This is a genomic window from Nonomuraea sp. NPDC000554, assembly GCF_040300065.1.
Classification (GTDB): domain Bacteria; phylum Actinomycetota; class Actinomycetes; order Streptosporangiales; family Streptosporangiaceae; genus Nonomuraea.
This window is the reverse complement of the sequence record NZ_JBEPDC010000033.1, coordinates 58,158-84,359: the sequence shown is the minus strand read 5'-3', so window position 1 is coordinate 84,359 and position 26,202 is coordinate 58,158. Positions and strand designations below refer to the sequence as shown.

General features: G+C 70.3%; 25 protein-coding genes. 14 read left to right on the top strand and 11 right to left on the bottom strand.

Annotated elements, in window-relative coordinates:
• The first annotated feature begins 129 nt into the window (after positions 1-129).
• The 4 genes from ABT294_RS42390 to ABT294_RS42375 are packed head-to-tail and all read left to right on the top strand — an operon-like array spanning position 130 to position 3,593.
• The gene (locus ABT294_RS42390; RefSeq protein WP_350812124.1) at positions 130-1,041 is read left to right on the top strand and encodes an ABC transporter ATP-binding protein; all 912 of its coding nucleotides are present in this window, start codon (positions 130-132) and stop codon (positions 1,039-1,041) included.
• 12 nt (positions 1,042-1,053) lie between these two features.
• Positions 1,054-1,749: an ABC transporter permease gene (locus ABT294_RS42385; protein ID WP_350812123.1), complete on the top strand. Its 696-nt coding sequence runs from the start codon at positions 1,054-1,056 to the stop codon at positions 1,747-1,749.
• Between the two features lie 3 nt (positions 1,750-1,752).
• Positions 1,753-2,916, top strand: coding sequence for a sensor histidine kinase (locus ABT294_RS42380; RefSeq protein ID WP_350812122.1), 1,164 nt, complete (start codon positions 1,753-1,755; stop codon positions 2,914-2,916).
• Between the two features lie 35 nt (positions 2,917-2,951).
• A complete protein-coding gene (locus ABT294_RS42375; RefSeq protein ID WP_350812121.1) occupies positions 2,952-3,593 on the top strand; it encodes a response regulator in 642 nt (213 codons plus the stop codon).
• A 213-nt stretch (positions 3,594-3,806) separates the two neighbouring features.
• Here ABT294_RS42375 and ABT294_RS42370 read toward each other — a convergent pair whose 3' ends face one another.
• Positions 3,807-4,517 (bottom strand): TioE family transcriptional regulator, encoded by a 711-nt coding sequence (locus ABT294_RS42370; RefSeq protein ID WP_350812120.1) that lies wholly within the window; start codon positions 4,515-4,517, stop codon positions 3,807-3,809.
• A 123-nt stretch (positions 4,518-4,640) separates the two neighbouring features.
• On the opposite strand from ABT294_RS42370, the gene ABT294_RS42365 reads away from it, so the two are divergent.
• Genes ABT294_RS42365 through ABT294_RS42350 form a run of 4 tightly spaced genes read left to right on the top strand, consistent with a single transcriptional unit; the run spans position 4,641 to position 10,070 of the window.
• Positions 4,641-5,885 (top strand): erythromycin esterase family protein, encoded by a 1,245-nt coding sequence (locus ABT294_RS42365; RefSeq protein ID WP_350812119.1) that lies wholly within the window; start codon positions 4,641-4,643, stop codon positions 5,883-5,885.
• A gap of 60 nt (positions 5,886-5,945) precedes the next feature.
• Complete coding sequence (locus tag ABT294_RS42360; RefSeq protein WP_350812118.1) at positions 5,946-6,125, top strand: hypothetical protein; 180 nt, start codon at positions 5,946-5,948, stop codon at positions 6,123-6,125.
• Positions 6,126-6,176: 51 nt separating this feature from the next.
• A complete protein-coding gene (locus ABT294_RS42355; RefSeq protein ID WP_350812117.1) occupies positions 6,177-6,473 on the top strand; it encodes a hypothetical protein in 297 nt (98 codons plus the stop codon).
• Positions 6,474-6,479: 6 nt separating this feature from the next.
• Positions 6,480-10,070: a DUF8616 domain-containing protein gene (locus ABT294_RS42350; RefSeq protein ID WP_350812116.1), complete on the top strand. Its 3,591-nt coding sequence runs from the start codon at positions 6,480-6,482 to the stop codon at positions 10,068-10,070.
• 144 nt (positions 10,071-10,214) lie between these two features.
• On the opposite strand, the gene ABT294_RS42345 is transcribed toward ABT294_RS42350, so the two are convergent.
• Complete coding sequence (locus ABT294_RS42345; RefSeq protein ID WP_350812115.1) at positions 10,215-11,612, bottom strand: GAF domain-containing protein; 1,398 nt, start codon at positions 11,610-11,612, stop codon at positions 10,215-10,217.
• A gap of 130 nt (positions 11,613-11,742) precedes the next feature.
• On the opposite strand from ABT294_RS42345, the gene ABT294_RS42340 reads away from it, so the two are divergent.
• The 3 genes from ABT294_RS42340 to ABT294_RS42330 all read left to right on the top strand — a co-directional run bounded on the left by ABT294_RS42340 (position 11,743) and on the right by ABT294_RS42330 (position 14,652).
• Positions 11,743-12,552: an alpha/beta fold hydrolase gene (locus ABT294_RS42340; protein ID WP_350812114.1), complete on the top strand. Its 810-nt coding sequence runs from the start codon at positions 11,743-11,745 to the stop codon at positions 12,550-12,552.
• A gap of 80 nt (positions 12,553-12,632) precedes the next feature.
• Positions 12,633-12,905 carry a hypothetical protein gene (locus ABT294_RS42335; RefSeq protein WP_350812113.1) on the top strand — a complete coding sequence of 91 codons (273 nt, stop codon included), beginning with the start codon at positions 12,633-12,635 and terminating at the stop codon, positions 12,903-12,905.
• A 73-nt stretch (positions 12,906-12,978) separates the two neighbouring features.
• Positions 12,979-14,652: an SMI1/KNR4 family protein gene (locus tag ABT294_RS42330; protein ID WP_350812112.1), complete on the top strand. Its 1,674-nt coding sequence runs from the start codon at positions 12,979-12,981 to the stop codon at positions 14,650-14,652.
• Between the two features lie 13 nt (positions 14,653-14,665).
• On the opposite strand, the gene ABT294_RS42325 is transcribed toward ABT294_RS42330, so the two are convergent.
• Entirely contained in the window at positions 14,666-15,568 is a 903-nt protein-coding gene (locus tag ABT294_RS42325) for a hypothetical protein (RefSeq protein ID WP_350812111.1), read from the bottom strand.
• A gap of 119 nt (positions 15,569-15,687) precedes the next feature.
• Positions 15,688-16,443 carry a TetR/AcrR family transcriptional regulator gene (locus ABT294_RS42320; RefSeq protein ID WP_350812110.1) on the bottom strand — a complete coding sequence of 252 codons (756 nt, stop codon included), beginning with the start codon at positions 16,441-16,443 and terminating at the stop codon, positions 15,688-15,690.
• 125 nt (positions 16,444-16,568) lie between these two features.
• Here ABT294_RS42320 and ABT294_RS42315 point away from each other — a divergent pair, with 125 nt between their 5' ends.
• Complete coding sequence (locus ABT294_RS42315) at positions 16,569-17,585, top strand: alpha/beta fold hydrolase (RefSeq protein WP_350812109.1); 1,017 nt, start codon at positions 16,569-16,571, stop codon at positions 17,583-17,585.
• A gap of 94 nt (positions 17,586-17,679) precedes the next feature.
• On the opposite strand, the gene ABT294_RS42310 is transcribed toward ABT294_RS42315, so the two are convergent.
• From ABT294_RS42310 to ABT294_RS42300, 3 genes are all read right to left on the bottom strand, one after another.
• Positions 17,680-18,498, bottom strand: a complete 819-nt coding sequence (locus ABT294_RS42310; RefSeq protein WP_350812108.1) for an alpha/beta hydrolase — start codon at positions 18,496-18,498, stop codon at positions 17,680-17,682.
• Between the two features lie 141 nt (positions 18,499-18,639).
• Complete coding sequence (locus ABT294_RS42305; RefSeq protein WP_350812107.1) at positions 18,640-18,798, bottom strand: hypothetical protein; 159 nt, start codon at positions 18,796-18,798, stop codon at positions 18,640-18,642.
• A 114-nt stretch (positions 18,799-18,912) separates the two neighbouring features.
• On the bottom strand, positions 18,913-20,604 hold the full coding sequence (locus ABT294_RS42300; RefSeq protein ID WP_350812106.1) for an AfsR/SARP family transcriptional regulator: 1,692 nt from the start codon (positions 20,602-20,604) through the stop codon (positions 18,913-18,915).
• A 436-nt stretch (positions 20,605-21,040) separates the two neighbouring features.
• Between ABT294_RS42300 and ABT294_RS42295 the strand changes: the two genes are divergently transcribed.
• Positions 21,041-22,630 (top strand): trypsin-like serine peptidase, encoded by a 1,590-nt coding sequence (locus tag ABT294_RS42295; RefSeq protein ID WP_350812105.1) that lies wholly within the window; start codon positions 21,041-21,043, stop codon positions 22,628-22,630.
• Between the two features lie 211 nt (positions 22,631-22,841).
• Here ABT294_RS42295 and ABT294_RS42290 read toward each other — a convergent pair whose 3' ends face one another.
• Both ABT294_RS42290 and ABT294_RS42285 read right to left on the bottom strand, forming a co-directional pair.
• Positions 22,842-23,417 (bottom strand): TetR/AcrR family transcriptional regulator, encoded by a 576-nt coding sequence (locus ABT294_RS42290; protein WP_350812161.1) that lies wholly within the window; start codon positions 23,415-23,417, stop codon positions 22,842-22,844.
• 7 nt (positions 23,418-23,424) lie between these two features.
• A complete protein-coding gene (locus tag ABT294_RS42285; RefSeq protein WP_350812104.1) occupies positions 23,425-23,811 on the bottom strand; it encodes a hypothetical protein in 387 nt (128 codons plus the stop codon).
• A 65-nt stretch (positions 23,812-23,876) separates the two neighbouring features.
• Here ABT294_RS42285 and ABT294_RS42280 point away from each other — a divergent pair, with 65 nt between their 5' ends.
• Positions 23,877-24,344 carry an anthrone oxygenase family protein gene (locus ABT294_RS42280; protein ID WP_350812103.1) on the top strand — a complete coding sequence of 156 codons (468 nt, stop codon included), beginning with the start codon at positions 23,877-23,879 and terminating at the stop codon, positions 24,342-24,344.
• 37 nt (positions 24,345-24,381) lie between these two features.
• On the opposite strand, the gene lpdA is transcribed toward ABT294_RS42280, so the two are convergent.
• Both lpdA and ABT294_RS42270 read right to left on the bottom strand, forming a co-directional pair.
• A complete protein-coding gene (lpdA, locus tag ABT294_RS42275; protein WP_350812102.1) occupies positions 24,382-25,761 on the bottom strand; it encodes a dihydrolipoyl dehydrogenase in 1,380 nt (459 codons plus the stop codon).
• A 66-nt stretch (positions 25,762-25,827) separates the two neighbouring features.
• Positions 25,828-26,202 carry a tautomerase family protein gene (locus ABT294_RS42270; protein WP_350812101.1) on the bottom strand — a complete coding sequence of 125 codons (375 nt, stop codon included), beginning with the start codon at positions 26,200-26,202 and terminating at the stop codon, positions 25,828-25,830.

The window sequence follows — 26,202 nt, the reverse complement described above, 5'->3', positions numbered from 1 at the left end:
GCGAGGGCAGCACGGCGCAGCCCCTCGGCGGTATCAACCGTTCGGTGGATTTTCGGGTCAGCAGCATGCGCGGACGAATATGGCCGGCAGATCGATTCGCCACAGGAGCAGGCGAAAGATGCTTGAGCCATGGCAGTCATCGAAGTCACAGACCTCCGCAAGAGGTACGCCGACCTGACCGTTCTGGACGGGGTGTCGCTCTCCGTGGAGGAGGGCGAGATCTTCGGCATCCTCGGGCCGAACGGCACCGGCAAGACCACCACCGTGGAGTGCGTGGAGGGACTGAGGCGGCCCGACAGCGGGTCGATCAAGGTGCTCGGGCTCGACCCGGTGAAGGACGGGCGCAGGCTACACGAGCAGATCGGAGTGCAGCTCCAGCACACGCAGCTGCCGGAGAACATCAAGGTGTGGGAGGCGCTCGACCTGTACGCCTCCTTCTATGCCAACCCGCGCTCGTGGCGTGAGCTGCTGGAGGAGTGGGGGCTGGCGGACAGGCGCAACGCCCGCTTCGGGAAGCTGTCGGGCGGCCAGAAGCAGCGGCTGTTCATCGCGTTGGCGCTGGTGGGCAATCCGCGGGTGGCGTTTCTCGACGAGCTGACCACGGGGCTCGATCCGCAGGCTCGGCGTACCACCTGGGAGCTGATCAAGCGGGTCCGGGCGAGCGGTGTGACGGTGGTGCTGGTCAGCCACTTCATGGACGAGGTGGAGGAGCTCTGCGACCGTGTCGCCGTCTTCGACCGCGGCAGGGTCGTCGCGCTCGACACCCCGGCCGGGCTGGTCGACGGGATCGACGCCGAACACCAGATGCGGTTCACGCTGATGGCGGGGGACATGGTCGAGCTGGGCGGGCTGCCCGGGGTGACCGGCGTGACCAGGACGGGGAGCCGGGTGGTCGTCACGGGTAGGGGCGATTTCGCCACGGCGGTCACCGCTCAGCTCGCCCGTCACCACGTCCTGGTCAGCGATCTGCGCATCGACAAGCGCACCCTCGACGACGCGTTCGTCGCCCTGACCGGCCGCTCGTTCAACTCCACCCACTGACGGAGGACCACCATGACCAAGCTCACCATCGTCGAACTGAAGCTGCTGACCCGGGAACCCGGGGCTATGTTCTCGCTGCTCATCCCGCTGTTCATCCTGGTGGTCTTCGGAAGTTCGATCGAGCCGGGCGACACCACGCTCCTGCCGATGGCGCTGTCGATCGCCGTGGGGCTCGTGGGCCTGTACCTGCTGCCCACCACCATGGCCGCCTATCGCGAGAGGGGCATCCTGCGCAGGCTCTCCACCACCCCGGTACGCCCGGGGAACCTGCTGGTGGTGCAGCTGCTCCTGCAGCTCGTCCTCGCGCTGACCGCGTGCGCGCTGCTGCTGGTGGTGGCGGGCACCGTCCTCGGGGCTCACCTGCCCACCCGGGTGCTGCCCGGTGTGCTGGCCTTCCTGTTCGGGACGGCGGCCATGTTCGCTATCGGCTTGCTCATCGCGGCCGTCGCTCCGAACGGCCGATCCGCCAACGGGATCGGTGTCCTGCTGTACTTCCCGATGTCGTACCTCGCCGGGCTCATCCAGCCCACGGACCAGATGCCGGATATCGTGGCCCGTATTGGGGAGTACACCCCTCTGGGCGCTTTCCGGCAGAGCCTGCGGGACGTCTGGGTGGGCGGTGCTCCCAGCCCCCTGCTGCTTGCCGTGATGGCCGCGTACGCCCTGGTCATCAGCGTCGCGGCGGCCAAGTTCTTCCGCTGGGAGTGAGGTATGACCGGCCGGCTCGACCGATGGGAACGGCTGCTGGAGCGCCAGATGGCGGCTGCGCCGTACGTCCTGCTGGCGACGTCCACGGTGCTGTCCGTGCTCACCGACGGCTGGTCGTGGATCATGCTCGGCCTGGCCGTGTCCGCCGCCGCCTGGATCTGGTTGGTGCCCCGAGGCGCGGTCTACGTGGCCGGGCTGGTGGTGCTGATCGGAGCGCTCTGCACGCAGGGGATGTGGTTCGCGAGCTTCTTCGCCTTCACCGGATATGTCCACTCCTGGCAGTACCTGAAGGGGAAGTGGCGGTTCGCCGGGGTGACCGCCACGGCGGCGATCAGCGTCGCGACCTACAACGGCGGTCTGCCCGACCCCACCCCGTCCAAGATCTTCGCCTATCTGTTCTTCACCTCCGCCATCGTGGCAGTGGTCAGCCTGTTCAGTTTCGTCGGCGAGATCACGGCCGAGCGGAGCGCCGAACGCAAGCGGATGGTGGCGCAGCTTGAGGACGCGCTGCGGGAGAACGCGGGGCTGCACGCCCAACTGCTGGTGCAGGCCCGCGAAGGGGGCGTGCTCGACGAGCGGCAGCGCATGGCGGCGGAGATCCACGACACCCTCGCGCAGGGCCTGACCGGCATCATCACCCAGCTCCAGGCGGCGCGGCAGGCCGAGGACTGGCGGCGTCATGTGGACAACGCGGTACGGCTGGCGCGGGAAAGCCTGGCCGAGGCCCGGCGCTCCGTGCACGCTGTCGGCCCCGGCCAGTTGGAGGCGGCGCCGCTGCCCGAGGCGCTGCGGGACGTCGTCACCCAGTGGGGCGAGCTCAACGGGGTACGTGCGGACTTCACCACGACTGGTACGGTCCGTCCCATGCATCCGGAGGTCGAGGAGACGCTGCTCCGCACCGCACAGGAGGCCCTGGCCAACGCGGCCAAGCACGCGGGAGCGTCCCGGGTCGGGCTGACCCTGTCGTACATGGAGGACGTGGTCACCCTGGACGTGCGCGACGACGGCGTCGGATTCGACCCCGAGTGCGTCCGCGACGGCGGCGGCTTCGGCCTGACCTCGATGCGCAAGCGGGTGAGCCGCCTGGCGGGCACGCTGGAGATCGAGTCGGAGCCCGGCCTCGGCACCGCGATCTCCGCGAGCGTTCCGGCGGTGGCGCGTGGCTGAGACCCCGATCTCCGCGAGCGTTCCGGCGGTGGCGCGTGGCTGAGACCCCGATCCGGCTGCTGATCGCCGACGACCATCCCATCGTCCGCGACGGCATCCGCGGCATGTTCGCCGGCGACCCGGACTTCGAGGTGCTCGCCGAGGCCGGAGACGGCGCCCAGGCCGTCGAACTCGCGCGGGCGCTGAACCCCGACGTGATCCTCATGGACCTCCGCATGCCCAGGATGGACGGCGTCGCGGCCATCAAGGAACTCGCCAGGGTGGGCAGCGCGGCCCGCGTCCTCGTCCTCACTACCTACGACACCGACCGGGACGTCCTGCCCGCCATCGAGGCGGGAGCCACCGGCTACCTGCTCAAGGACACCGGCCGGGACGAGCTCGTCCGTGCCGTCCGTACGGCGGCGCGAGGCGAAGCCGTGCTCTCCCCGTCGGTCGCCACCCGTCTCCTCGGCCAGGTCCGCGCGCCCGCCGACCCGCTGAGCGCCCGGGAACTGGAGATCCTCCACCTCATCGCCGAAGGCGCCACCAACCGCGAAGCCGCCGCCCGCCTGTTCATCAGCGAGGCCACGGTGAAGAGCCACGTGCTGCACATCTACACGAAACTCGGTGTCAACGACCGCGCCGCCGCCGTCGCCGCCGCCTTCCGACGCGGCCTGCTCACCCTGGAGGACGGCTGACCGCGGGACACCGTGCCAAACCGGCCCGGTCTGCGCAGATCAGGACCGCGATGCCCGTCCCACTGTCACGCCGGCGAAAGCCGACACGCCCGGCCAGCGCAAGGTGTTCTGCGGGGTCGTCCACAACACGTTGACGAAGCCGGGCGCCGGTTCGGGGCCACACGCTCAGCGACCCGTCGGCCGGGCGCGTGGTCTCCCGGACGTGCCGGCGGGCTACCTGGCGTCGCGTTCCCGCAGGTAGGCGTCGAGTTCGGCCGCGGCTGCCAGCATGGAGCGGCTGCGCATGGTCAGCCGGCGGTGCCAATCGCTCAGGGTGGCCGCCAGCGGCGCCACTCCTCCGGCCGTCCGCACCTGCGTGAGGAGCGGGGCGATCTGGTTGAGCAGGTATCCGCCGCGCCTGAGCTGGTGGGCGAGCTGGACGTCGCGGACGTCCGCGGGCCCGTAGACGCGGTACCCGGTCTTGGGATCTCGCTGCGGCTGGATCAGACCGGCCTGCTCCCATTTGCGCAGGGTCGCGGGCCGGATCCCCAGCTGCCGGGCGAGCGGCCCGACGAACGTCACGCCGGACGGGGGAGGGGCGGGCTCCGCGGACGTCAGGTCGCGGAGCGCCTTCTCGACGCTGGAGAGAGTCCGCCGGTCCTGGAGGAGTTGCGCATGGCTCTCGTCGATCAGCGTGAGGGCGTTCTCGACCGCGTCCTGGTTCACGGCCTGCATGATCGCCGTCGCCGTCTGGTGGCCGTGTGCCGGTGCCAGAGCGACGAAGACGCGAAGGGCCTGGGCATGGAGAAGGGTGTAGACCCGGTACCCGTGGGGTGTCCGGTCTGCCGGCGGGAGGATGCCCGCTTCCTCGTAGTTCCGGATCGCCTGCGTGGACAGGCCGTGGGCGCGCGCCAGGTCGACAGGCCGAAGCCGGCCGCGGCTCACGCGGTCTCCGATGTTTGAAGGTTGGTCGCGGAAAAGGTCATCATCAGGCGCCAAAGTTTACACAGAAAGTTCAGCGATACGGTTGAAGGCATAGCAACCAACTCCGAGGAGGGCGGGTTCGCCATGACCAGTTCAGTCCACGATGCCGGTTGGGCCTTCGCCGACGACAGTGGCGTCGGAGCCGCGCTCAAGGGGTTCCTCCAGTCGCTCACGGCGAGACCCCGCCTGCTCGGCCTGGGGGAGGCCATGCACGGTGAGGAAGCGCTTCCGCGGCTGCGGAACCAGGTGTTCCAGCAGCTCGTCGAGCACGAGGGGTACCGGTCGATCGCGATCGAGAGTGACTGCGTGGCCGGCCTGACGGTCGACGCGTTCGTCGCGGACGGTGCGGGGTCGCTCGACGAGGTCATGCAGTGCGGCTTCAGCCATGGATTCGGGGAGTCGGCGGCGAACCGCGAGCTCGTCAGCTGGATGAGGGAGTACAACACCGGCCGCCCCGTCGCCGACAGGCTCCGGTTCTTCGGGTTCGACGCACCGCTCGAGATGATGAGCGCCGCCAGCCCCAGGAGCGCGCTCACCGCACTCCGCGGCTACCTCGCGGCCCATGTGGACGCCGGCCTGATCCCCTGCGGCGATGACGTCATCGACCGGCTGATCGGCGACGACGACCGGTGGACCAACACCGACGCGGCCATGAACCCCTCCCGGTCGGTGGGATCGTCCCCCGACGTCACGAAGCTGCGCCTGATCGCGGACGACCTTCAGGCCCTGCTCGTGGCGGAGGCGCCGCGCCTCATCGCCGCGACGTCGCGTGACGACTGGTGGCGGGCCTGCATGTACGGGCGTACCGCCGCAGGGCTGCTCCGCTATCACGCCGGCATGGCGGACACGTCCGCGAAGCGCGTGCCGCGGCTCATGGGCCTGCGGGACGCGATGATGGCCGACAACCTCAAGGCCGTCGTGGAGAGCCAGGCTCGGCGCGGCCCGACACTGGTGTTCGCGCACAACCGTCACCTGCAGAGAGACCCGAGCCGCTGGCAACTGGCAGACCAGTTGCTGGAGTGGTGGAGCGCCGGCGCGATCGTCGCCTCGCAACTGGGCGACCAGTACGCCTTCGTCGCCTCAGCCCTGGGGGGCGCGCCGCACCAGGGGCTCGACGTGCCGCGGCCGGACACGCTCGAGGGAGTCCTGTCCACCCTTCCGGAGAACCGCCACCTTCTCAACTCGCGACGCCTGGCCGCGGCCCTCGCCGACCTGGGAACCGAGCTGACGCTGCGAACCGACAACTCGACCAACTACAGCTACTTCGCCCTGGATCCCGACCATCTCCAGGAGAGCGACGGGGTCATCTTCGTCAAGCACCTCGCCTGACCGCCGGCCAGGCGAGGCCGCCCGTGCTGCCCCGCGCGCGCACCTTGTAGGTTCAGAGGCATGAACGCTGATGACCAGCGGCCTCGGCTCTTCGAGGCCCTCCCGGAGCGGGACGAGCGGCCTGAGCCGATCACCGTGCACACCTCCGAGGGCACCCTGAGCGTGGCGGCCGACCTGACTGCCGAGGAGTTCGAGATCCTCGACGAGCTCAGGCGCGGGGCGGCGAAGGCGCGGAAATGATGGTGTGGGCGAGTCCCGCGGTGCTGCCGTGATGCGTCCGGGCGAAGGCGTATGACGCGCTCGGGTTACGGCGCGCACCCTCAGCGGATCCGGCAGCACGGGCGTGCCGCGGCCGAGGAGGCCGAGCGCGTCCGCGATGTGCTGAGGGACGTGCGCGAGGCGTTCGCGGCGGCCGGGCGGCCGATGGGCGACGACCAGTACGGCGCCGAGATGGAGAAGAAGTACCCGGCCATGCGCGACGGCGTCATCAACGCCTTCGAGGACTACATCGCCGAACTCGACCGCGCCGGAGCGGGGCTGCACGTCACCGCCGCGACCTACGAGGCCGTAGAGCGTCCGGAGGCGTAACCGGCGGTGTGGCTCGACGGGGGCATACCCGGCTGGACACGACCGTGGATCGGCTGGGTGCTCGGCACGGACTGGCCCCAGGCCGACGAGTCCAAGCTGTTCACGCTGGCCGACGCGCTGGCGGACGCGGCCTACCGGGTCGCGGAGGGAACCGGCGTCTCCCGTCCTGACAGGCACACGTGGGACGGCGAGGCGCTCAGGGCCATGGTCAGGAACAGCTCGCACAAGGTCGGCAGCCGTCAGGGGGAGCTGCTGACCCGCCTGGTGACGATGGCCACGGCGCTGAACGACCTCGGCGTGCAGGTCCAGTTCACCAAGCGGATGGTCAAACTGTCGGTCGCGTTACTGATCATCCAGTTGACCACGCTGCTGCCGGTCATCTCGAACCCGGCCACGGCCGGCCCCGGCCTGAAGGCGGCGGCGTGGCGGGCTCGCTTCACCAGGACGGTCGTGGTGAAGCTGGTCAAGCGGCTGATGCTCAACATCGCCCTGTTCGGCGGCCTGATGGGCTGGATGGACCTGTACGTGCAGACCAGCCAGACCCGGCGCGACCAGATCGACTGGAAACAGGTGCTGACCTCGATGGGCACCGGCGCGCTCAACGGCCTGTACCTGACGGCCACGACCTGGATGATGCCGCCGCGGACGCTGCTGCAGTTCATGCTCACCTCCAGCGTGGCGAGCGGCCTGACCGACGCGACCCTGCAGGCCTTCGACGAGCAGCCGTTCGACCTGGAGCGGCTGCTGAAGGGCCTCTCATCGGGAGCCATCGGCGCCGCGGACGCGCACTGGGCCAGCTGGAACCCGCACCTTGGCAGGTCAGGCGGCGACGGACCGCCTCCGCCCAGAACGCACGGAGGCGACGACGGACCGCCTCCGCCCGACCCGTCCGGCGGCCCCGAGCGCCCCTCCTCGGACCGGCCGGATGCGCGGCGGGCCCCCGTGCGCGGGCCCGACCCCAGCATGATCGAGAGCCTGCTCAACTGGGGCCAGGAGCGGCCCGCCGGGGCTCCGCCACGGTCGCAGCGCGCATTCACCCAGGTCGCGGCGAAGGGCACGGTCGGCACCTGGGAGCCCGCCGGCCTCGACAGCGCCAGGGTCAGGCTCACCGACGGCTCGCACGCCATGCTCGCCGACCTGCCCACCCCTCAGGCCAGGGACGCCAAGATGCTGGTCGCCCAGCTCGGACACGAGCTCAACCTGAAGATGCCCTCGGTCCACCCGATCGGCTCCGCCCAACTGCTGGTCGACTGGGTGTACGGCGATCCCGGCCGGATGAGCTGGAGCGGCGCGGCCTGGAACCTGCCCGGCACCGTGGCCACCCGCGACGGTGTCCTCGCCGGTCTGCTCGGTGCCCTGTTCAGAGACGAGCCCGTGCTGCTGGACGCCCTGTCCGGCGAGGCGGCCCTCATGCCCGATCCCGCCCAGGCGAAGCTGATGAGCAGGTTGTTCGTCCGCGATCTGGGCGCCGGCCAGGAGGTGTGGGCGTCCAACCCGCTGTCGCCGACGGACGTCGTCAGGGTCCAGCGCTTCCTGAAGGCCATGCGGCTCGAGTTCGCCGACGCCGGCCTGGCGGACGCGCACCAGCGGATGACCGCGACCCTGCAGAAGATCGCGGAGAACGCGGTCAGCACCGAGTCCATCCTGAAGGCCGACCCCGACACGACCCTGCCCGAGGTCACCACCCAGCGGCTCAACGCCCGGGGCGAGCGGATCGCCGACGCGGCCGCCGACCTCATGGACGCCACCCCGCCCGGCGCCGGCCGTCCCCTCGTGGATCCCGCTCAGCGACTGGCGGACAACCTCGGCGACATCGTGGCCTCGCGCGAGTCCGACCTCGGCCGCGTCGTCACCTTCGGCGACGGGTCGCAGGCGCTGGCGCTGACCGGCAGGGCCGCCGCCGACGCGCTGGAAGCCGCGCTGACCCGGCGCGTCCTCGGCCTGGACGGCCCCGCGATCCACCAGGCGCCCGACGGCACCGTCTACCAGGCGCACGGCAGCGACCAGCTCCGCTCCGCCCTGGCCACCGGAATCCGCGACAGCGACCTGACGCCGCTGACCAGGGACAACGCCGAGGTGGTGACGTTCAACGACGGCACCAGGGCCATCCGCCACGAGTTCGACAGCGTCGGCAGAGCCGACGAGTTCGAGGCCCAAGCCCACGCGGCGCACGGCATCAGGGACGGCGTCCAGGGCACCTACCGGGCCGCGCCCACCGTCGTCTACGAGCACCGCATCAGCCCGTGGCACTGGAACGACGAGGAGCGCGCCGTCCCCGCCGAGCTCCGGACCGAGCTGGACAGACGCGCGCTGCACGCCTGGCTCACCCGCGCGGACCTGTCCATGCTGGCACGGGAGAACCCGCGCCTGGAGCACCTCGTGCCGGGCAAGGGGCTGCTCACCCAGGCCGACAGCGACGCGCTGCGCGCCAGGTACGAAGCGCTGCGGCCGGAGTTCGAACGGCACGGCCTGGCCGCCCGCTACCAGGAACACCTGGAGCTGATCGGCCGCGTCGACCCGCGCGCCGCACTCGACCTGGGCCCGCTGCACGACCGCTCCCCGCTGGTCCCCGACTTCCGCGAGACGCCGTGGCGGCCGCCGGGCAACCAGGTGCCCGCGCTGCCGCACCTCCTCGAAGGAACCAACCTGCGCCAGGTCAACGAACTGGCCGCCGGGCGCGCCGCCGACCGCGTGCTCGGTCCCACGGCGGAGACGCAGCTCGTCCTGGCGGACCTCGAGCTCGCCGGCCGGGCCACCAAGGCGGGTCACGTCTCCGCGCGCGTGCCCGCCGACTGGCTGCCGGCCGACGTCCGGCCCGGTGGCGAGGTCATCTTCCACGGGATGCTCGACGGCGTCGACGACGCCGCCCACCTGGGCGACCTGCCGGACAGCGTGCGGCTGACCATCAGGGCGAGCCAGTACGCGGACGTCGCGGACCTGTCGGGCAAGCCCGCCCACGCGCTGTTCCGAGCCGGGGTCAGGCTGAAGGTGCTGGCCGTCCAGGAGTCCCTCGGCGAGCGCCACCTGCTGGCCGTCCAGGTGCCTGACGGGCGCAGGGCCGACTCGATCGCCCTCGTGCTGCCGCGGATGAAGCCCCCGCTCACCCCTGAGCTGCGTCACCACCTCAAGGAACACGTCGAGAGGACGCCCGCCGGTGTGTGGCTGCGCGACCTCGGCGACGCGCACGACCGCAGCCTGGCCACCTCCGCTCGCAACGCGCGGCGCATCGAAGGCGCTTTCTACGTGGACGGGCACGGCTCGGAACACGGCATCGCGATCGGCAGCCAGACCCTGGACGCCAAGGTGACGGCGGCCCTGCTCCTGCACAGCCCGGGACTGTCACGCCACGACGTCATCCTGCTGGCCAACTGCCGCATCGGAGCCGGCGTGCACCCGGCGGCCGTCGCCAGGCTCACCGGACACGTCGTCATCGCCGCCGACTCCGCGATCCAGGTGACGGACGACGGCCACATGCGCGCGGTCTCCAGCGAGCTCGGCCATCTGGGCGGCCGCGGCCAGTTACGCGTCTACCTCCCGGACGACCCGGTCTCCGGCCAGGTCTTCGACACCATCAAGGGCTGGCTGCAGGCGCCCTGAGCACCCGGCACGGGGCCGCCCCTAGAAGTCAGGACTGTTGACAAGATAAAGGGCGAGTGCCCCGATTCCTACGATGGCCAGCACGGCGGCGGCGATGACGTACTGGACGATGAAGGCCATGACGGCTGCCAGCGCTTTCATGTGTCACGCGCCGCCCGGGGGGCGGGATCGCAGGGCCTGGAGGGCGGGCGGGTCGTCGCGTCCGTGGGGGGAGGTGACCCAGCGCGTGAGGGCGTCGGCGTCGCCGTCGGAGAGCAGCTTCCCGCGCAGCCTGTGATGCAGCCGGTCGCGCAGCGCCGCGACACCCTCCGAACGTGACGACGGCAGCAGCGGCCCCGGGTAGCGGTCGAGGAGCTCGCCGACTCCCGTGGCCGGCAGGTCCTCGTCCAGGGCGAGGAAGTCCGCGGACGTCGGCCCGAGCAGCCGGTACGGGTCGGAGCCCAGGCGGTGCCCGAGGACGCGGCGCAGCCGGGTCATCTCGGCGCGGACGGTGACCGTCTTGCCGCCCGGCCCGTACGCCTCGCGGGCGAGCGTGTCGGCCGGCAGCCCGGCCGGATGGGCCGCGAGCAGCACGACGAGCTCGCTGTGCCGGGAACTGAGTTCGTGGGTCGCGCCGTTGAGGTCGACCAGCGCGCGATCACGGCCCAGGGCGCGCAGGTGCAGGGTCTCGCCGGTGCCGTCCCCGCCGTCGACGTAGTGCACCGCGAAGGGGCCGGCCGAGGACAGGCGCTCGAACAGCACCTGGCGGCCGTCGGGCAGCGTCGCGGGCCCCTCCCGGGGTGGCGACGGCCAGCGCTGCGGCAGCCAGCCGTGCGGCGAGGCGTGCAGCACGCGGCCGTCGGGGCTCACCAGCGCGCTCTGGAGTCCCCTGCGGCGCATGACGCGGTCCACGTAGCGCATGCGCATCTGCTCGTCGTGCCGCCGGGTCTGCTCGCCGAGCTGCGCTTCGGCCAGTTGGGCGGCCGCGGCGACCAGGGAGAGCGACAGCGAGTTCGCGACGGGGGCGGGACACGTCACGTCGACGGCGCCGACCGTCTCGCCGGTGACCGGGTTGCGGATGGGCGCGGCGGAGCAGGTGAACTCCACCGCGACGGACAGGAAGTGCTCCCGGCCGCGCACCTGGAACGGGCGGCGCAGCGCCAGCGCCGTTCCGACCCCGCTGGTGCCGGCCTGGCTCTCGCTCCACAGCGCGCCCGGCACCAGGTTCGCCCGCTCGGCGAGCTTCCGCGTCGGACGGTCGCCGACGACCCAGAGGAGGTGTCCGGCAGCGTCGCTGACGAAGACCAGGTGGCCGGGCTCGGTCGCCGCGGCGCTCAGCGTGCCGAGCAGCGTGGGCCAGACCGCGGCCAGCGGGTGGGCGTGCTGCAGCCCGCGCACCCTGTCGTCCGCCAGTTCGACGGGCGGCAGGGACCTGTCGGGGTGCACCCCCTGGAGACGGGCACGGTTCCAGGACGCACGTACTTCGGGGCGTACCTGCGTCGTTCGGCGGCCACTCAGCGCGTCCTCGCGGGCGCGGGCCATTCGTCGCGTCGAGTCGTCCATGATCTCCCGCTGAAGAAGCTAGTACCGACTGCAACCCCTTTGCAACGCATTCGTAGCTCTTGGATGGCCGGTACCTCACCGCCGATAGTCGTTTACGGCTGGACGTTGTCGACTGCGCGGGGAGGACGAGATGCCGTACTTGGAACTGCCGGACGGTGTGCCGATGTACTACGAGGACCACGGTTCGGGGCCCGCCGTGCTGCTCCTGCACGGATGGACGATGAACAGCACCTTCTGGCAGCAGAACGTGGGCCCGCTCGCCCAGGCCAACCGGGTCATCACGGTGGACCTGCGCGGACACGGGCTGTCCGGGAAGACCGACGACGGCCACACGCTCGCCCAGTACGCCCGCGACGTGCGCACCCTGCTGACGCACCTACAGGTGGCGGACGTGTGCCTGGTGGGGTGGTCGATGGGCACCGCCGTCATCCTGTCCTACGTGCAGCAGTTCGGCTGCGACCTGGTGCGCTCGGCGGTGTTCGTCGACCAGTCGCCGCGGTTCCTCGACGCGGACGACTGGGAGTTCCCGCTGCTCGGCGGCTACTCCACGACCGACCTCGCCGTCTTCACCCAGGGCGTGCGATACGCGCGGCCGAGCGTGGTCAAGCCGTTCATCGCCGCGTGCTTCGCCGAGACGCCGCCGGACGAGGTGATCGACGCGGTCTACGCCGAGACCACCAAGATGAGCACCTCGGCGGCCCTGTCGATCTGGTACGACATGGCCTACGCCGACCTCCGCCCGGTGCTGCCCTCGGTCTCGGTGCCGACGCTGCTGATGTACGGCGCGCGCAGCAAGATCTTCCCAGGCAAGCTCGACGCCTGGCTGGCCGAGCAGTTGCCGCAGGCGCAGGTGGCCCGGTTCGACAACAGCGGTCACGCCCCGTTCAGCGAGGAACCGGACCGGTTCAACGAGATTCTTCACGTGTTCCTGCGCTCCTGACCTCGATGTTCACGCGCAGTGCCAGGACGAGATGGATGCCGGCGCAAACGGCCGGGCCGAAGGAGTGAAGGGTGAACCGGATGACGGCTGCCACCGCGGCGGCCATGGCGCAGTTCGACGAGCAGCGCAACCTCGTACGGCTCCGCGACCACCTCGCGGAGTTCGGCGTCCACGCCGAGATGCGCGACAACTACAGCGCCCTCATGGTGCGCCGCCCTGAACCCGGCCTGCCGGTGTGGGTCTTCGTCGGGTACGGCGGAGCCTTCTACTCCTGGCAGAACGCGAACAAGCGGCACTCCGTGGACGATCCGCGGGGCGCCGCCAAGATCCTGGCCGAGTACGTGGCCCGGTAGCGCACGCCTGCATGATCGAGAATCGGCCCGCATCTGTAGAAAGGGGCGCGTTCCCGAGGTCGAGGTGGGTCGCGTGACCGTTGATCGTGAGTCCGAGCTCACCGGCGTGCTCCGCACCATGGCCGAGAAGGTCGCCGCCGGAGCGCCCGCGGGCTGGCGGCGGGCCGAGGTGCGGGGGTACGCGACAGGCCCCGACGGGTCCGGCCACCGCGGCCTCACGTTCGAGCCCTCCGGGCACGGCGGCGGTGACATCGACCTGCATCCGGAGATGACCGCCGTCTACACCCTCACCGGGGCGACGAGCGGTCACCTCACCATCGAGCTGGTCGTCGAGGCCAGGGGCCGGTTCGAGGCGGTGATCAGCGAGTCGCTGGAAGCCACCGGCGAGCACGGCTTCCTCTACGTGCTCGACCGCGACGCGGTGCCGGCCGAACCCGCGGAGTTTCAGCAGGGCCCGTCGGCTGCCGTGCCGGCGGGAGACCCGAGGGAGGCCGTCGCCCTGCTGGGCGCGTACTTACGGGAACGCGACCGGATCCTGGGCGGTCCGGGCAGGGACAGGTACGCGCCGCCGCCCGCGATCCCCGAAGCGCACCGCACCTGGCTGGAGACTCAGCTGTGGCGCCGGTACGGCGTGGCGCTCCCTGACGACCTGCGTGCTCTGTACGCGCTGATCGACGGCGACGGCGGTGAGGGCCTGCTGGACCGGCACCCCTGGTTCAGCCTCGAACTGCTGGAAAGCCAGAGCCGTCCGGAGAACCGGTGGTGGTCCGGCTTCAGCTGGCGCCATCACCTGCTCCAGCCGCTCGTCGCCGACGTGGGCCCCCCGCTGGCGATCCGGCGGGCGTCGGACCACCCGTGCTGGATCCCCTTCGCCACCAGCACCGGCGGCGACTTCCTGGCGGTGGACATGGCCCCCGGCCCGGGCGGACGGCCCGGCCAGGTCATCCGCATCGGCAGGAACCACGACGACGGCCCGGTCTACGTCGCCGATTCGGTGACCAGCCTGCTGCGGCGGCACGTGGACGCCCTGCGGGCCGGTTCCTACCTGGCCGAGCAGGGCGAGCTGTGGATCGACCTCGGCGACATGGAGGAGCCGGACCGGTACGCCCACGAGGAGTCCCGCTCGCTGACGGTCGCCGGCCCCGACGCGGCTCCCGTCCGGGGCATGCACCCGCAGGTCCAGCACCTGAGAGTGAGCAACGCCCCCTGGGTCGACTTCGGGCCCGTGCGCGGGGCGCCGATGCTGTGGCGGGTGACGATGGAGAACTGCCCGGGGGCGGACCTGACGCCGCTCCGCGACACTCCGGTGGAACTGCTCGACCTGGCCATGGACGCGATCGACCTGGCGCCGCTGGAGGGCCACCCCACGCTGCGGCTGCTGGCACTGCGCACCGAGCACCCCGTGGACCTGACGCCGCTGCTGTCCTGCCCGCGGCTGTACGCGCTGGACCTGTCCCGCGCGGCCGTACCCGACCTCGGCGTCCTCAGCGAGCTGAACGGCCTGCTCTACCTGTGCCTGCGCCGCGGGCAGTGGGAGGAGCTCTGGCAGCGGGCGGGGCACCCGGCGGGGCTGGCGGCGGCCGGGCTGGCCCCCGAGCCGCGCCGGGAGAAGGCGTGGTGGTGGTCGGCCGACAGGGCTTACCACGCCCAGGAACCGTCGCTGAGGCAGGCGGTCAGGTGGGGGATCGAGCTGGCGGGCGAGGCCGCGGACGTACGGGTCCTCAGGGGCAGGTTCCGGCGGCGCTGAGGCCCGTACCCCGTCAGCCGCGGGTCGAGATCAGCTCCATGGCCCGCTGGTGCTGCTCCGGCAACGGCTGCCGTGTCCAGGTGATGCCGGGCAGCTGCTCTGCGAGCATCTGCGCCATGGCGGCGGACATGACGTCCGCGGGCTGGGCGTACTGCATCTGCGGACGGATCAGCTGGTACCTGGCGAGCACTCGGCCGTAGTCGTACATCAGCGTGTTCGTGAAGCGGCTCTGCTCGGCGTCGGCGCGCTCGAGCCCCGCGACGAAATCGGGCTCAGGCTCCTCGATCACCGCCTTGTAGATGTCGAGGCGGTTGCGGATCTCGCCGGGCGAGGCGTGGCTGTGCGCCTCGTCGTACATCGCCCGGACGTGCTCCGGCATCTCCGTGAGCACGGTGAGCATGCCGTAGCCGCCGTCCTCGTCCCCATAGCCGCCGATGCCGCCGTCGACGCCTTGTGCGTGCGTCGCCGACATCATGTTGGAGGTGAAGTCGTACTTGTCCATGCCGTCGACGGGAAGCGCCGCCATCCAGTCGTCGTCGAGGTGGAGGACGCCTCCGGCCTCCTGCTGCGCGGCGCGGCCGATCAGGTGCCGTACCGCGCCCTCCGGATCCGCGAGCGCCGCCGGGCCCATCGCGGCGAACTGCTCGGCGAGCCCGAACAGCGAGACGAGCATCGACGGCTCATAGACCCGCAGCGCCCCAGCCTCCCGATGCGGGTACACCGTGCTCTCGTTGTCGTAGGCCTCGAGCCCGGCCATGAAGGCGCGCTCCTGCTCGTCGGTGAGTAAGAGCTCCCAGGCCCACTTGCGTTCCACGTGGAACTTGTAGAAGTCCTCGCCTCTGAGCGGGTCACGGAACTTCCACCACAGGACGACGCCGATGACCAGCGCGGCGACCACGCCGAGGGCGATCAACATATGAATCCGCCTCTTTCTTGACTTTTCCCTTTTCTGGCTTCAGCCACAAGGCGTGAAGCCTAGCGGCGAAGGGCCGTCCCTCTTGGGGAAACGAAAGATCAGATTCCGAGTCGCTCGGCTCAGGGCTGTGCGCGGCGGGACGTCAGTGTGGCCTCCACGCCGTCGAGGAGGCGTTGCAGGCCGAAGTCGAAGACGTCCAGGGGGCTTTCGAAGACCCCGTCGGCGTGCATGCGGGTCATGATCGGGAAGCGGTCAGGGGTGATGACCTTCTCCAGGTAGGGGTTGCGGGACGCGTCCCAGGCCTCGTCGCTCAGGCCCGTCCGCGCCTCGACCTGGGCGGCGTCGACCAGGGAGCGGGCCACTCCACGGATGTAGCCGTCGATCGCGCCTCGCAGCGCCATCACCTCGTGGTCCGTCAGGCCGATTCCGGTCAGCGCGCGCATCGCCGCCTCCGCCGACGTCATCTCGTTAGGACCCATCGGGGGGTGCACGGTGTTCACCTGGAGCACCCACGGGTGGCGGTGGTAGGAGGCCATCGAGGCCCTGGCCCACGCGGTCATGCGCTCCCTCCAGGTGCCCGGCAGGTCGTCGAGGAGCGGCAGTTCCGCCTGGACGGTGTCGAGCATCAGGTCGATGAGCTCGGCCTTGCTGGGCACGTAGGTGTAGAGCGACATCGCCGCCACGGAGAGCTCTTCGGCGACCCTGCGCATGGACAGCGCGGCCAGCCCTTCGGCGTCGGCCACCGTGATCGCCGCCTCGACGATCCGGCGCGCCGTCAGCTTGGGCTTCGGCCCGCGTCGCGGCTGGGGCTGGACGCCCCAGAGCAGTTCCAGGGTGCGCCGGGCGTCGCCGGAGCCGCTGTACTCCGTCGTCACCGCTCCATTGTCGCGTGCCGGTAAATCCGTACGGCGTACAGAGATCTCTGCTATTGTCGTACGCCGTACGGAGTTTGTAGGCCGGATCTGTCCGGCCTAAGCGAGATTCGGGAGAGATCAGCGCGATGTTCGTCCCCCTGATGGCCGGCCTCCTGGCGCTCGCCCCCGCGGCCCCGGCGCAGGCCGGCGCCACGGAGCCGCAGTGCGGGCAGGTCACGGTCAAGGTCTCCATGGCGGCCGGTGGGCCTGCCGACCAGCGCGTCGCCGGCACCCTGTGCACGCCCCGGGGACGCCAGCCGGCCACCGTGCAACTCCTCGTTGCCGGCGGTACGTACGGGCAGGCGTACTGGTCGTCGCGTCCAGCGCCGCGCAGCCCCTCGTACGTCGAGGCGATGACCCGGGCCGGGTACGCCACGTTGGCGATCGACCGGCTGGGCACCGGGCGCAGCTCCCATCCGCCGAGCGGCAGCTTCCGGAACGAGACCCACCCCGAGACGGTCTACCAGCTGCTGCGCGGGCTACGTGACGGGCGCGTCGGCGGACGCGGCTTCGAGCGCACCGTCGTGGTCGGCCACTCGCTGGGGGCCGCGGTCGCCACCAAGGTCGCCGTCGACCACCCCGAGGTCGTGGACGGCGTCGTCCTCACGGGCGTGGCGACCAGGCAGAACGACGCCGCGTTCGAGGAGTTCGGGAAGCAGATCCACCAGGCCAACCGCGACCCCCGGTTCGCGGGGCGTGGGCTCGACGACGGCTACGTCACCACCAGGCCGGGCTCGCGCGCGGACTTCTTCTTCCACCGGCCGGCCATGGCCCCCTCCACCATCGCCAGGGACGAGGCGGCCAAGGAGGCCGACGTGTTCCCGCCCTTCGACGCGTATCCGACGCCTGAGGAGTACAAGCTCATCAAGGCTCCCGTCCTGATCGCCGTCGGCCGGTACGACCGGCTGATCTGCGGCGGGACGGGCTCCGACTGCTCCAGCTCCGCCGCGCTCCTCGCCCAGGAGTCGCCCTGGTACGGCGCCGCGGCGCAGGTCGAGGCCGTGGTGGTGCCGGAGGCGGGGCACTGTCTCAACCTCCAGCGCACGGCTCCCGCGTTCTTCTCGAGCGTCCGCGACTGGGCCGACCGGAAGATCGGCTCCTGACGGTGGTTCTGTGTGCGGACCGCGGGCGGGAAGGGCCCGCGGTCCGTCGCGTTCCGCCGGGTCCGGCCCGTTCCGTCGGGTCCGGCCCGTCGGGTCAGGACGTGAAGGTCTTGTGCAGGACGTCGGCGAACTCGCCGGGGTGTGCGCCGTAGCCGCCGTGGTCGCCAGGAAAGGTCACCGGCTCGGTGCCGAGCCGCTCCGCCAGCGCGACGGCCGAGCGGTAGGCGATCTGGTGGGCGGCCGAGGTTCCGCCGATCCCCGCGGTGACCCTGGGCGTGCCCTCGCGCAGCGTCTCGACGTCGGGGACGTAGCCGCTGATCGGGCGGACACCGTGGGCCAGGAAGAACTCGAGGTTGCCGCCGATGCGGGCCCAGCCTTCCAGCATCTCGGGGGTCGGCTCGAACTGCGGCTGCTCCATGTCGGTGGAGTCCATGCCGATGGTCTTCTCGAACGCCTTCATCCCGGCCTCCACACCCTGGCTGCGGTAGGTCTCGTAGACCCCCTCCATGGCGGCCTGAAGCTCGGCGGCATCGGGCAGCAGCCGGACGCAGGGCGGCTCGTGCGCGACCAGGGCGCGGACGCGCTCCGGGTGCCTGGCGGCCAGGTTGAGCCCGATCTGGGCGCCGCCGCTGCTGCCGAGGACGTACGCGGGCTCGCTGGTGAGGGCGGCGAGGAGGGCCGCGGCGTCGTCGCCGTGCACGTCGATGTCCTGGTCCTTGGACGGGTCGTCGGAGACGCTGCGCGAGTTGCCGCGCGGGTCGTACGCGACGACCGTGTAGCGGTCGGCCAGCGTCGCGGCCAGACCGGCGAAGATGCCGGCGTCGGTGGGGCCGCCGGGGATCATCAGCAGCACGGGGCCGGTGCCCTGGACCTCGTAGTAGAGGGTGGCGCCGGGAACGTTCAGGGTGGTCATCTCTTCCTCCTCCATCGGGCGTTGCGAGAATGACCCTCTCACCGACAAAAAAATTTGTCAAGGCCGACGGGATCGTCAAGGAACAGACGACGACGCCCCGGACGCCCGTGCGGGCAGGTCCGGGGCGCGTTCCTGAGGGGGTCAGCGCGGCGCGTCCTGGCAGAACATCCACTTGCCGTCGATCTTGCAGGCGTAGTACTGCGGCGCCATGGCCTGCGCGGGGGCGGACAGCAGGCCGAAGGTGGTCACCGTGACGGCGGTGGCCGCCAGGACCGCGGCGAAACGCTTGATCGTGCGCATACGTGAATCTCCTGTCACAGACTGGTTCGTGGAACGCTCTCGATTAGACCCGGCCGCTCTTGCCGATCACTGGGAGCCGGTTGGAACGTGCTTGGAACGCGGCCCGCCGCCAGGCTAGGGCCAGCACACGCCCGTGGCCGCCACGGGCTGCGTCGCCTGCTCCCTCGCGAACAGCCGGACCAGGCGCTGGAAGCGGTAGACGCCCGGCTCGGGCGAGCTCAGCAGCGCGCGGTCGACCAGACGCTCCGCGACCTCCTCCGCCTCGCGCTCCGGCACGCCGAGAGCGGCCGCGCAGGTCGCCAGGGTCAGCTCGGGCGCATCGCAGGCGGCCAGCAGCCGCAGAGCGGTGTGCTCCCGCTCGGTCAACTGGGCGCGCGACAGGGCGAAGCTGGCGCGCAGCTCGTCCAGGCCGCGCAGCCGGTCCACCACGTGGGCCAGCCGCCAGGAGGGACGCGCGAGCAGCCGGCCCGCCGCCAAGCGGATTGCCAGCGGCAGCAGGCCGCATTCGGCGACCAGCCGCTGTGCGTCCTCGCGTTCGGCGGCGACCCTGGCGGGCCCGACGATCGCGGCCAGCAGGTCCAGGGCCTCTTCCTCCGCCATGACGTCGAGGACGACGTGGTGGGCGGAGGGCAGCTGTGTCTGCATGACCCGGGAGGTGACCAGCGTGGCGCAGGTGGCGGAGCCGGGTAGCAGAGTGCGGATCTGGGCCTGGTCGCGGGCGTTGTCGAGGACCACGAGCAGCCGCCGGTCGGCCGTCAGCGAACGGTAGAGCGCCGCCCGCTCGTCCTCCGACTCGGGCATGCTGTCCAGCGAGCCGCCGAGCGTCACGATGAACCGCGCGAGTACCTCGGCGGACGACAGCCCGTGCAGGTCCACATAGAACTGCCCGTCGGGGAAGAGCTGGCGTACGGTGTGCGCGGCATGGACGGCCAGGGTCGTCTTGCCGATCCCGCCCATACCGGAGATCGCCACCAGCGTGTAGGCGCTACGTCCCGCGTCGCTCAGCCGTGAGGTGATGTCGGCCATCACATCCGCGCGTCCGGTGAAGTCGGCGGTGTCGGCGGGCAGCTGGGCGGGGTGCGCACCGCCGACCTGGACCTGCCGGACCACGTTCAGCGACGGGTCGGCCTTGAGTATGGCGGTGTGCAGCTCGGCCAGCTCGGGCCCTGGATCGATCCCGAGCTCGTCGGCGAGTGTCTGCCTGACCCGCTCGTAGACCGTCAGCGCCTCGCCCTGCCTGTCCAGGCGGTAGAGAGCGAGCATGTGGATGGCGTGCAGCCGCTCGCGATACGGGTGCGCCTCCACGGAGCCCTGCAGCTCGGCGGCGATGGACGCGTACTCGCCCAGGTCGAGCTCCAGCTCCAGACGGGCCACCCAGGCGGCCAGGCGCCGCTCGGTGAGCGCCGCCCGCTGTCTCTCCACGTACGGCCCGCCGCTGCCGGCCAGCGCCTCTCCACGCCAGAGCGCCTCGCCCTCGCGGTAGAGCTCCAGCGCCTCCGCCGGTTGTGACCTGGTCGCGGCGGCGGTGAGCTCGGCGAGCCTGTTCACGTCGACATGCTCGGGCACGATGTTGAGCTGGTAGCCGCCGGGCATCGAGGCGAGCACCTCGCGGTCGAGGACCCGGCGCAGCCTTCCCACGTAGGTGGAGATGGTGGCGGCCGCCGTACGCGGTGGATCGTTTCCGAAGATGCCGTCGAGCAGGTCGGAAGAGGGCACGAACTCGCCCGCGCGCATGGCGAGCATCGCCAGGACGGCCCGCTGTTGAGGTGTCCCGGTCGGGGCCTCGCGGCCGATTGAGTCTCGCAAACGCACCTGTCCTAGCAGGTCAACACGCCACACAGTCACAGTCGCCCCCGAGGTATAACCAAGTGGATCACGCAAACTCGCATATTACGTTAAACGCACCTTCAATGCGGCTCGACCTGGGAAAGTACCGCCCGCCCGGCCTTGAGATGGCCGCCGACCTGGGCGTCGAAGATTCGTTTTAAGGGTCGCGGTAGAACATCCTCGTCGACTTCTCGCTCGGGGAGGCTAATTGCGCTGAACGACGTCAACAAAGGGATGAGGGCACGCCTTTTCATAAAGGCGTGCCTTCCTTTTTTTATGGGCTCTGGCCTGAGGAAACGTCGATTTTGCGAAATAAGTTGGCTTTATCGGTGGTGGCGTGTAAGTTCTCCGTCGTTCCTCTCCGACGAAAGGGGCGCAAAAAGCGTTCCTCGTCCGACCTAGGAGTTATAAGTAAATGAAGCGCACCCTCATCGCGGCCGGCGGGTTCCTCCTCGCCGCTGGTCTGGCCACCACCCCCGCCCTCGCGGCCACCGCCTCCGACCCCGCGCAGGAGCAGCTGGCCAAGGACGCCAAGGAGGTGTCGGAGGTCCTGAAGTTCTGGACGGCCTCCAACAACGCGGCGCTCAAGCAGGCCACCGCGCTCACCTGGGACTACAAGGCCGGCGGCGCCGTCATGAAGGGCGGCTACAGCGCCGACGGCAAGCCCGGCGTCGTCGCGCCGATCGGCGAGGAGAAGAAGACGGCGGTCAAGAGCCAGAACGTCAACTTCCCCCGCACCATCGGCAAGGTCTTCTTCGTCGACGGCAAGGGCGAGCAGCGGTGGTGCTCGGCCACCTCGATCCAGTCGCAGTACCGCAACCTGGTCGCCACGGCCGGCAGCTGCGTCTACGACGAGGCGGCCAACGGCCACGTCATGGACAAGTGGGTCTTCGTCCCGGCCTACTACCAGGGCAAGACGCCGTTCGGCATCTTCGTCGGCAAGACGGCCTTCATGCACTACGACTACGCCAACTACGAGGACGGCGACCGTAACTACGCCTTCGTCACCGTCTACAACGGGCTGAACTTCGCCGACGGCAAGACCTCGCAGGTCGACAAGGCGGAGTTCGACAAGTTCGTCGGCGACAAGTGGGTGACGGACAAGGAGATCACCCAGGCGGAGTACGACGCGGGCGTGCAGAAGTACGGCAAGGACGGCCCGTTCAAGTCCAAGATCGTCGACTCCAAGACCGAGACGGTCGCCAAGCCCGCCGAGGTCAAGAACGACGACACGCTCAAGCCGTACCTGACGGCCGACGGCAAGGACGGCGTCAAGGCGGTCACCTACGAGGTCACCGAAGGCGCCTACAGCTCGGCCAAGAAGGACTACGAGAACAACTCGCAGTTCCGCTCGGAGACGCTGCCCATCTCCAAGGAGGAGTTCGAGCGCCTCAGCAAGGAGAAGGCCAACGGCAACTTCCCCGGCAAGCTGGAGGAGGTCAAGGACGGCGCCAACGTCATCGGGTGGAAGAAGACCACCTACTGGCTGCTCAAGTGGGTCAAGTCCAGCGCCAAGACCATCTACTACGTCGAGCAGTACTTCGTCCGAGAGGGCGGCCTGGTGTCCACCGGCCGCCTGGGCGACGCAGTCGGCGGTCAGGGTTTCGCCTACAACCAGCCGGTTGCCAAGTCCCCGATCAGGGTCTTCGGCTACCCGTACGCCGCGCACCCCGACGGCGCCAAGTCGTGGACCGGCGTCACCCCCAAGACGTGCTACGGCAAGACGAGCGCGAAGAACGTGACGTGGCCGAAGTACCGCATCGAGGAGAACGTCGCGCTCCGCTGCAGCATGACGCCGGGGGCCGACGGCGGACCTTGGCTGCTGAAGTACAGCAACGCCAAGCGCCTGGGGTACGTCAACGGTGTGACGGGCGGCTTCCTCGACACCGACGGCAACAACCGGATCGACACCATCATCAGCGCCTACTTCGACGGTGAGGCGGCCTCGGTCTACAGCGCCGCGGCCAAGTCCTGGAGCGGCGACATCCTGCCGGTCAAGAAGTAGCTTCCGCAGGAGGAAGGGCTCACCCCAGCGAGCCACCCCGCATGGGCCGCCCCGCCCGTGCGGGGCTTTCCTTGCCTTGTACGGGCGGGGCAGCCCGTCGCCCGTACAAGGGGGAACGGCGTGGGACCCCGCTCGCGCCTACGTCTACCTTGGCACCGTCACCCTCGCCGCCCTGGTCATCTGGCTCCGGACCTGATCCAGGAATCAGCCGCTAGGGCCGGGTCGCGCGGTCGAACGTCTCGGCGAGTTCGTCCGCGCACAGCTGCGGGTCCACGCCGTCGACCAGCCGGTCGGCCGCCGCGTCGAGCGCCGCGCGCAGCGTGGAGGCCATCATCCGCGAGTCGAACCGGCGGAACGACCCGGTGCGCCGGCCGTCGTCGAACAGCCGCGCCAGCCGGTCGACGGCGGCCTCGCTCTCGTCCTGGCCGACGGGCGTGGTGTTGAAGGCGATCTGCTGCACCGCGCGCACGTGGTCGGGGTGCGCGGCGATGAACGCCACGTTCGCCCTGATGTACGCCTCGAGCTGGGCCCGGGCGCCCTCGGCCGCGTCGAGCGCGGGCCGCATGAACGCCGCCGCGTCCGTGACGACCTGTCGCACCACGGCCGCGAACAGCTCGTCCTTGCTGGAGAAGTGGTAGGTGATGAGCCGCTTGCTGCTGAGCCCCGCCTGCTCGCAGATGGCCTCGAAGGTGGTGGCGGCGTAGCCGCGATCGGCGAGGACGGCGATCGTGGCGGCGGCGATCTGCGCCTTGCGCGCCTCGGTGGCCGCGTGGCGGCGTGCGGGCATCTCCACGTCAGCCTAGCTTGCCACGCTTGGGGAACGCCTGCCGTACGGCTCGGCGGTTGACGAGGACGGCGACGGCGGCGAGGACGACCCCGATGACGCCTTGCTCCACCTTCATCCACAGCGGATAGCCGCTGTCCGGCGCGACCAGGATCAGGATGATCCCGAGGGGCGCGACGGTGGAGATGAACCGGATGCGGACGTAGGCCGCCCGCCTGCCGCCGGCGGCCTGCCCGGAGAGCGCGACCAGCCAGGCGGACGCGGCGGCGACCGCCCCGCCGCGCAGCCACACCACCCAGTTGCCGCCGACCACCGCGGCGACGGCGAGCGCCGCGACCGAGATCGCCAGCATGACGACGAAGAGGGCGCGGACCAGGCTCCAGAGATTCTTATCCATGCGGATAAAGTTATACACGCGGATAAAACAATGCAAGAACCGGACATTAGGGGGATCATGTGGGCATGCTCTCGGTTCTGGCGCTGATCGCCGCAGCCCTCGCCATCGTGCTGAACGGCCTCATGGCGGGCGCCTTCCACGCCTTCTCCACGTCCGTCGTGCCCGGCCTCGACGCGGTCGCCGCAGATCAGGCGGCAGAGTCCATGCGCAGCATGAACAGGAAGATCCTCAATCCGCGGTTCCTGTCGGCCTTCGTGCTGGCCCCGGTCGCGTCCGTCGCCGCAGGGGGGCTCGTGCTGCCACTCGGGCAGACCGGCGCGGCCGTCGCGTTCTTCGCCGCCGGAGCGGTCTACTTCGTGGGCTCGCTCATGGTGACGGGCGCCGTCAACGTGCCGCTGAACAACGCGCTGGAGGCGGGGGAGGTGCAGTGGCAGGGGTTCTCGCCTCGCTGGACGCGCTGGAACACGCTGCGCACCGTCTCGTCCGTGATCAGCCTGCTGCTGCTGGTCGCGGGGCTGTACTTCTGGCGGTGATCGGTACGGCCCGCGCCGTACCGATCACGCGGGCGGCTCACATGTTGATCATGTGCCCCGCGAGGCCGTGGATCGCCTCCTTGACCGCCTCACCAAGCGTCGGGTGGGCGTGCACATTGCGGGCGACCTCGTGCACGGTGAGGTCCCACTGCTGCGCCAGCGTCAGCTCGGGCAGCAGCTCGGTGACCTCGGGCCCGATCAGGTGGCCGCCGAGCAGCTCGCCGTACTGGTTGTCGCTGATGAGCTTGACGAAGCCCACCGCGTCGCCGAGGCCGTGGGCCTTGCCGTTCGCCGTGAACGGGAACTTGACCACCTTGACGTCGTAGCCCAGGTCGCGGGCCTGCGCCTCGGTGTAGCCGAAGCTGGCCACCTGCGGCTGGCAGTACGTCGCGCGCGGAATCATCGCGAAGTCCAGCTCCATGGTCTCGGCGCCCGCGATGGTCTCGGCGGCGATGACGCCCATCGACTCGGCGGCGTGCGCGAGCATCAGCTTGGCCGTGACGTCGCCGATGGCGTAGATGTGCGGCACGTTGGTGCGGCCCCGGCCGTCGACCTGGATGGCGCCCCTGTCGGTGAGCGCGACGCCGGTCTTCTCCAGCCCGTAGCCGTCGACGCGCGGCTGGAAGCCGATCGCCTGCAGCACCTTGTCGGCTTCCAGGACCTGCTGCTGCTGGTCGCGGGTGACCGTGACCTTGACGGAGGCGCCGGTGTCCTCGATGTTCTCCACCCGGGTCGAGGTGAGAACCTCGATGCCGAGCCGCTTGTAGCGCTTGGCCAGCTCGACCGAGACCTCCTCGTCCTCCAGCGGCACCATGCGGTCGAGGAACTCCACGATCGTCACCTTGACGCCGTAGTTGTGCAGGACGTACGCGAACTCCACGCCGATCGCGCCCGCGCCCGCGATGATGATGCTGGCCGGGAGCTGGTCCGACAGGATCTGCTCCTTGTACGTCACCACCCGCTCCGACAGCGACGTGCCGGGGATCAGCCGGGTCGAGGCGCCGGTGGCGATGATGCAGTTGGCGAAGGTGATCGTCTCGCCGTTCACCTGGATCGTGTTGGCGTCCAGGAAGGTGCCGCGGCCGTCGTACTCCGTGATGGCGTTCTTCTTCATCAGGTAGTGCACGCCCTTGACCCGGCCGTCAGCCACCTTGCGGCTGCGCGTGAAGGCCGCGCCGTAGTCGAAGCTGACCTGGCCGCTGATGCCGAAGGTCTTGGCCTCGTTGTTGAAGATGTGGGCCAGCTCGGCGTTGCGCAGCAGCGCCTTGGACGGGATGCAGCCCACGTTCAGGCAGACGCCACCCCAGTACTTCTCCTCGATGACCGCTGCGCGCAGCCCGAGCTGGGCGGCGCGGACCGCGGCCGTGTATCCTCCCGGACCCGCGCCGAGAACGACGACGTCATAGTGAGTGCTCATGAGTCGGACCATACCGCCCGCTCAGCGCTGCCTCTGCTGCTGGTCGGTGGGGGAGCGGCGGAGCGGCTACACCTCGACGGTGTACGGCAGCGCCAGCTCGTCGGCGGGGACCCCGCGGATGCCCCAGTTGACCTTGGGCATCTCGATGATGGTGATCTCGATGTCTTCGGCCACGTACCCGGATTTCTCGTAGACGGCCCGGATCAGCGCGCGCTTCGCGTCGTCGCTGCGGCCGGTGAAGCAGACCACCTCGATGATCAGGTAGTTCTCGCTCCGCATCGGGCAGACCAGGTCGTCGGCGTCCAGCAGCAGGAACCGGTGGAACCGCTTGTCCTCCGGCAGCCCCCACGCGCTCACCAGGCACGAGTGCAGCCAGTCGGACACCTCGCGCTGCCGGCCCGCCCACACGTCGCGGCGCCCGTAGATTTTCACCTGTGCCAC

What these genes read in the sequence shown, in the direction of transcription:
- ABT294_RS42390 (WP_350812124.1), top strand. Translation starts at nt 130, where the DNA reads ATGGCAGTCATCGAAGTCACAGACCTCCGCAAGAGGTACGCCGACCTG.
- ABT294_RS42385 (WP_350812123.1), top strand. Translation starts at nt 1,054, where the DNA reads ATGACCAAGCTCACCATCGTCGAACTGAAGCTGCTGACCCGGGAACCC.
- ABT294_RS42380 (WP_350812122.1), top strand. Translation starts at nt 1,753, where the DNA reads ATGACCGGCCGGCTCGACCGATGGGAACGGCTGCTGGAGCGCCAGATG.
- ABT294_RS42365 (WP_350812119.1), top strand. Translation starts at nt 4,641, where the DNA reads ATGACCAGTTCAGTCCACGATGCCGGTTGGGCCTTCGCCGACGACAGT.
- ABT294_RS42360 (WP_350812118.1), top strand. Translation starts at nt 5,946, where the DNA reads ATGAACGCTGATGACCAGCGGCCTCGGCTCTTCGAGGCCCTCCCGGAG.
- ABT294_RS42355 (WP_350812117.1), top strand. Translation starts at nt 6,177, where the DNA reads ATGACGCGCTCGGGTTACGGCGCGCACCCTCAGCGGATCCGGCAGCAC.
- ABT294_RS42345 (WP_350812115.1), bottom strand. Translation starts at nt 11,612, where the DNA reads ATGGACGACTCGACGCGACGAATGGCCCGCGCCCGCGAGGACGCGCTG.
- ABT294_RS42340 (WP_350812114.1), top strand. Translation starts at nt 11,743, where the DNA reads ATGCCGTACTTGGAACTGCCGGACGGTGTGCCGATGTACTACGAGGAC.
- ABT294_RS42335 (WP_350812113.1), top strand. Translation starts at nt 12,633, where the DNA reads ATGACGGCTGCCACCGCGGCGGCCATGGCGCAGTTCGACGAGCAGCGC.
- ABT294_RS42325 (WP_350812111.1), bottom strand. Translation starts at nt 15,568, where the DNA reads ATGTTGATCGCCCTCGGCGTGGTCGCCGCGCTGGTCATCGGCGTCGTC.
- ABT294_RS42315 (WP_350812109.1), top strand. Translation starts at nt 16,569, where the DNA reads ATGTTCGTCCCCCTGATGGCCGGCCTCCTGGCGCTCGCCCCCGCGGCC.
- ABT294_RS42310 (WP_350812108.1), bottom strand. Translation starts at nt 18,498, where the DNA reads ATGACCACCCTGAACGTTCCCGGCGCCACCCTCTACTACGAGGTCCAG.
- ABT294_RS42305 (WP_350812107.1), bottom strand. Translation starts at nt 18,798, where the DNA reads ATGCGCACGATCAAGCGTTTCGCCGCGGTCCTGGCGGCCACCGCCGTC.
- ABT294_RS42295 (WP_350812105.1), top strand. Translation starts at nt 21,041, where the DNA reads ATGAAGCGCACCCTCATCGCGGCCGGCGGGTTCCTCCTCGCCGCTGGT.
- ABT294_RS42290 (WP_350812161.1), bottom strand. Translation starts at nt 23,417, where the DNA reads ATGCCCGCACGCCGCCACGCGGCCACCGAGGCGCGCAAGGCGCAGATC.
- ABT294_RS42285 (WP_350812104.1), bottom strand. Translation starts at nt 23,811, where the DNA reads ATGGATAAGAATCTCTGGAGCCTGGTCCGCGCCCTCTTCGTCGTCATG.
- ABT294_RS42280 (WP_350812103.1), top strand. Translation starts at nt 23,877, where the DNA reads ATGCTCTCGGTTCTGGCGCTGATCGCCGCAGCCCTCGCCATCGTGCTG.
- lpdA (WP_350812102.1), bottom strand. Translation starts at nt 25,761, where the DNA reads ATGAGCACTCACTATGACGTCGTCGTTCTCGGCGCGGGTCCGGGAGGA.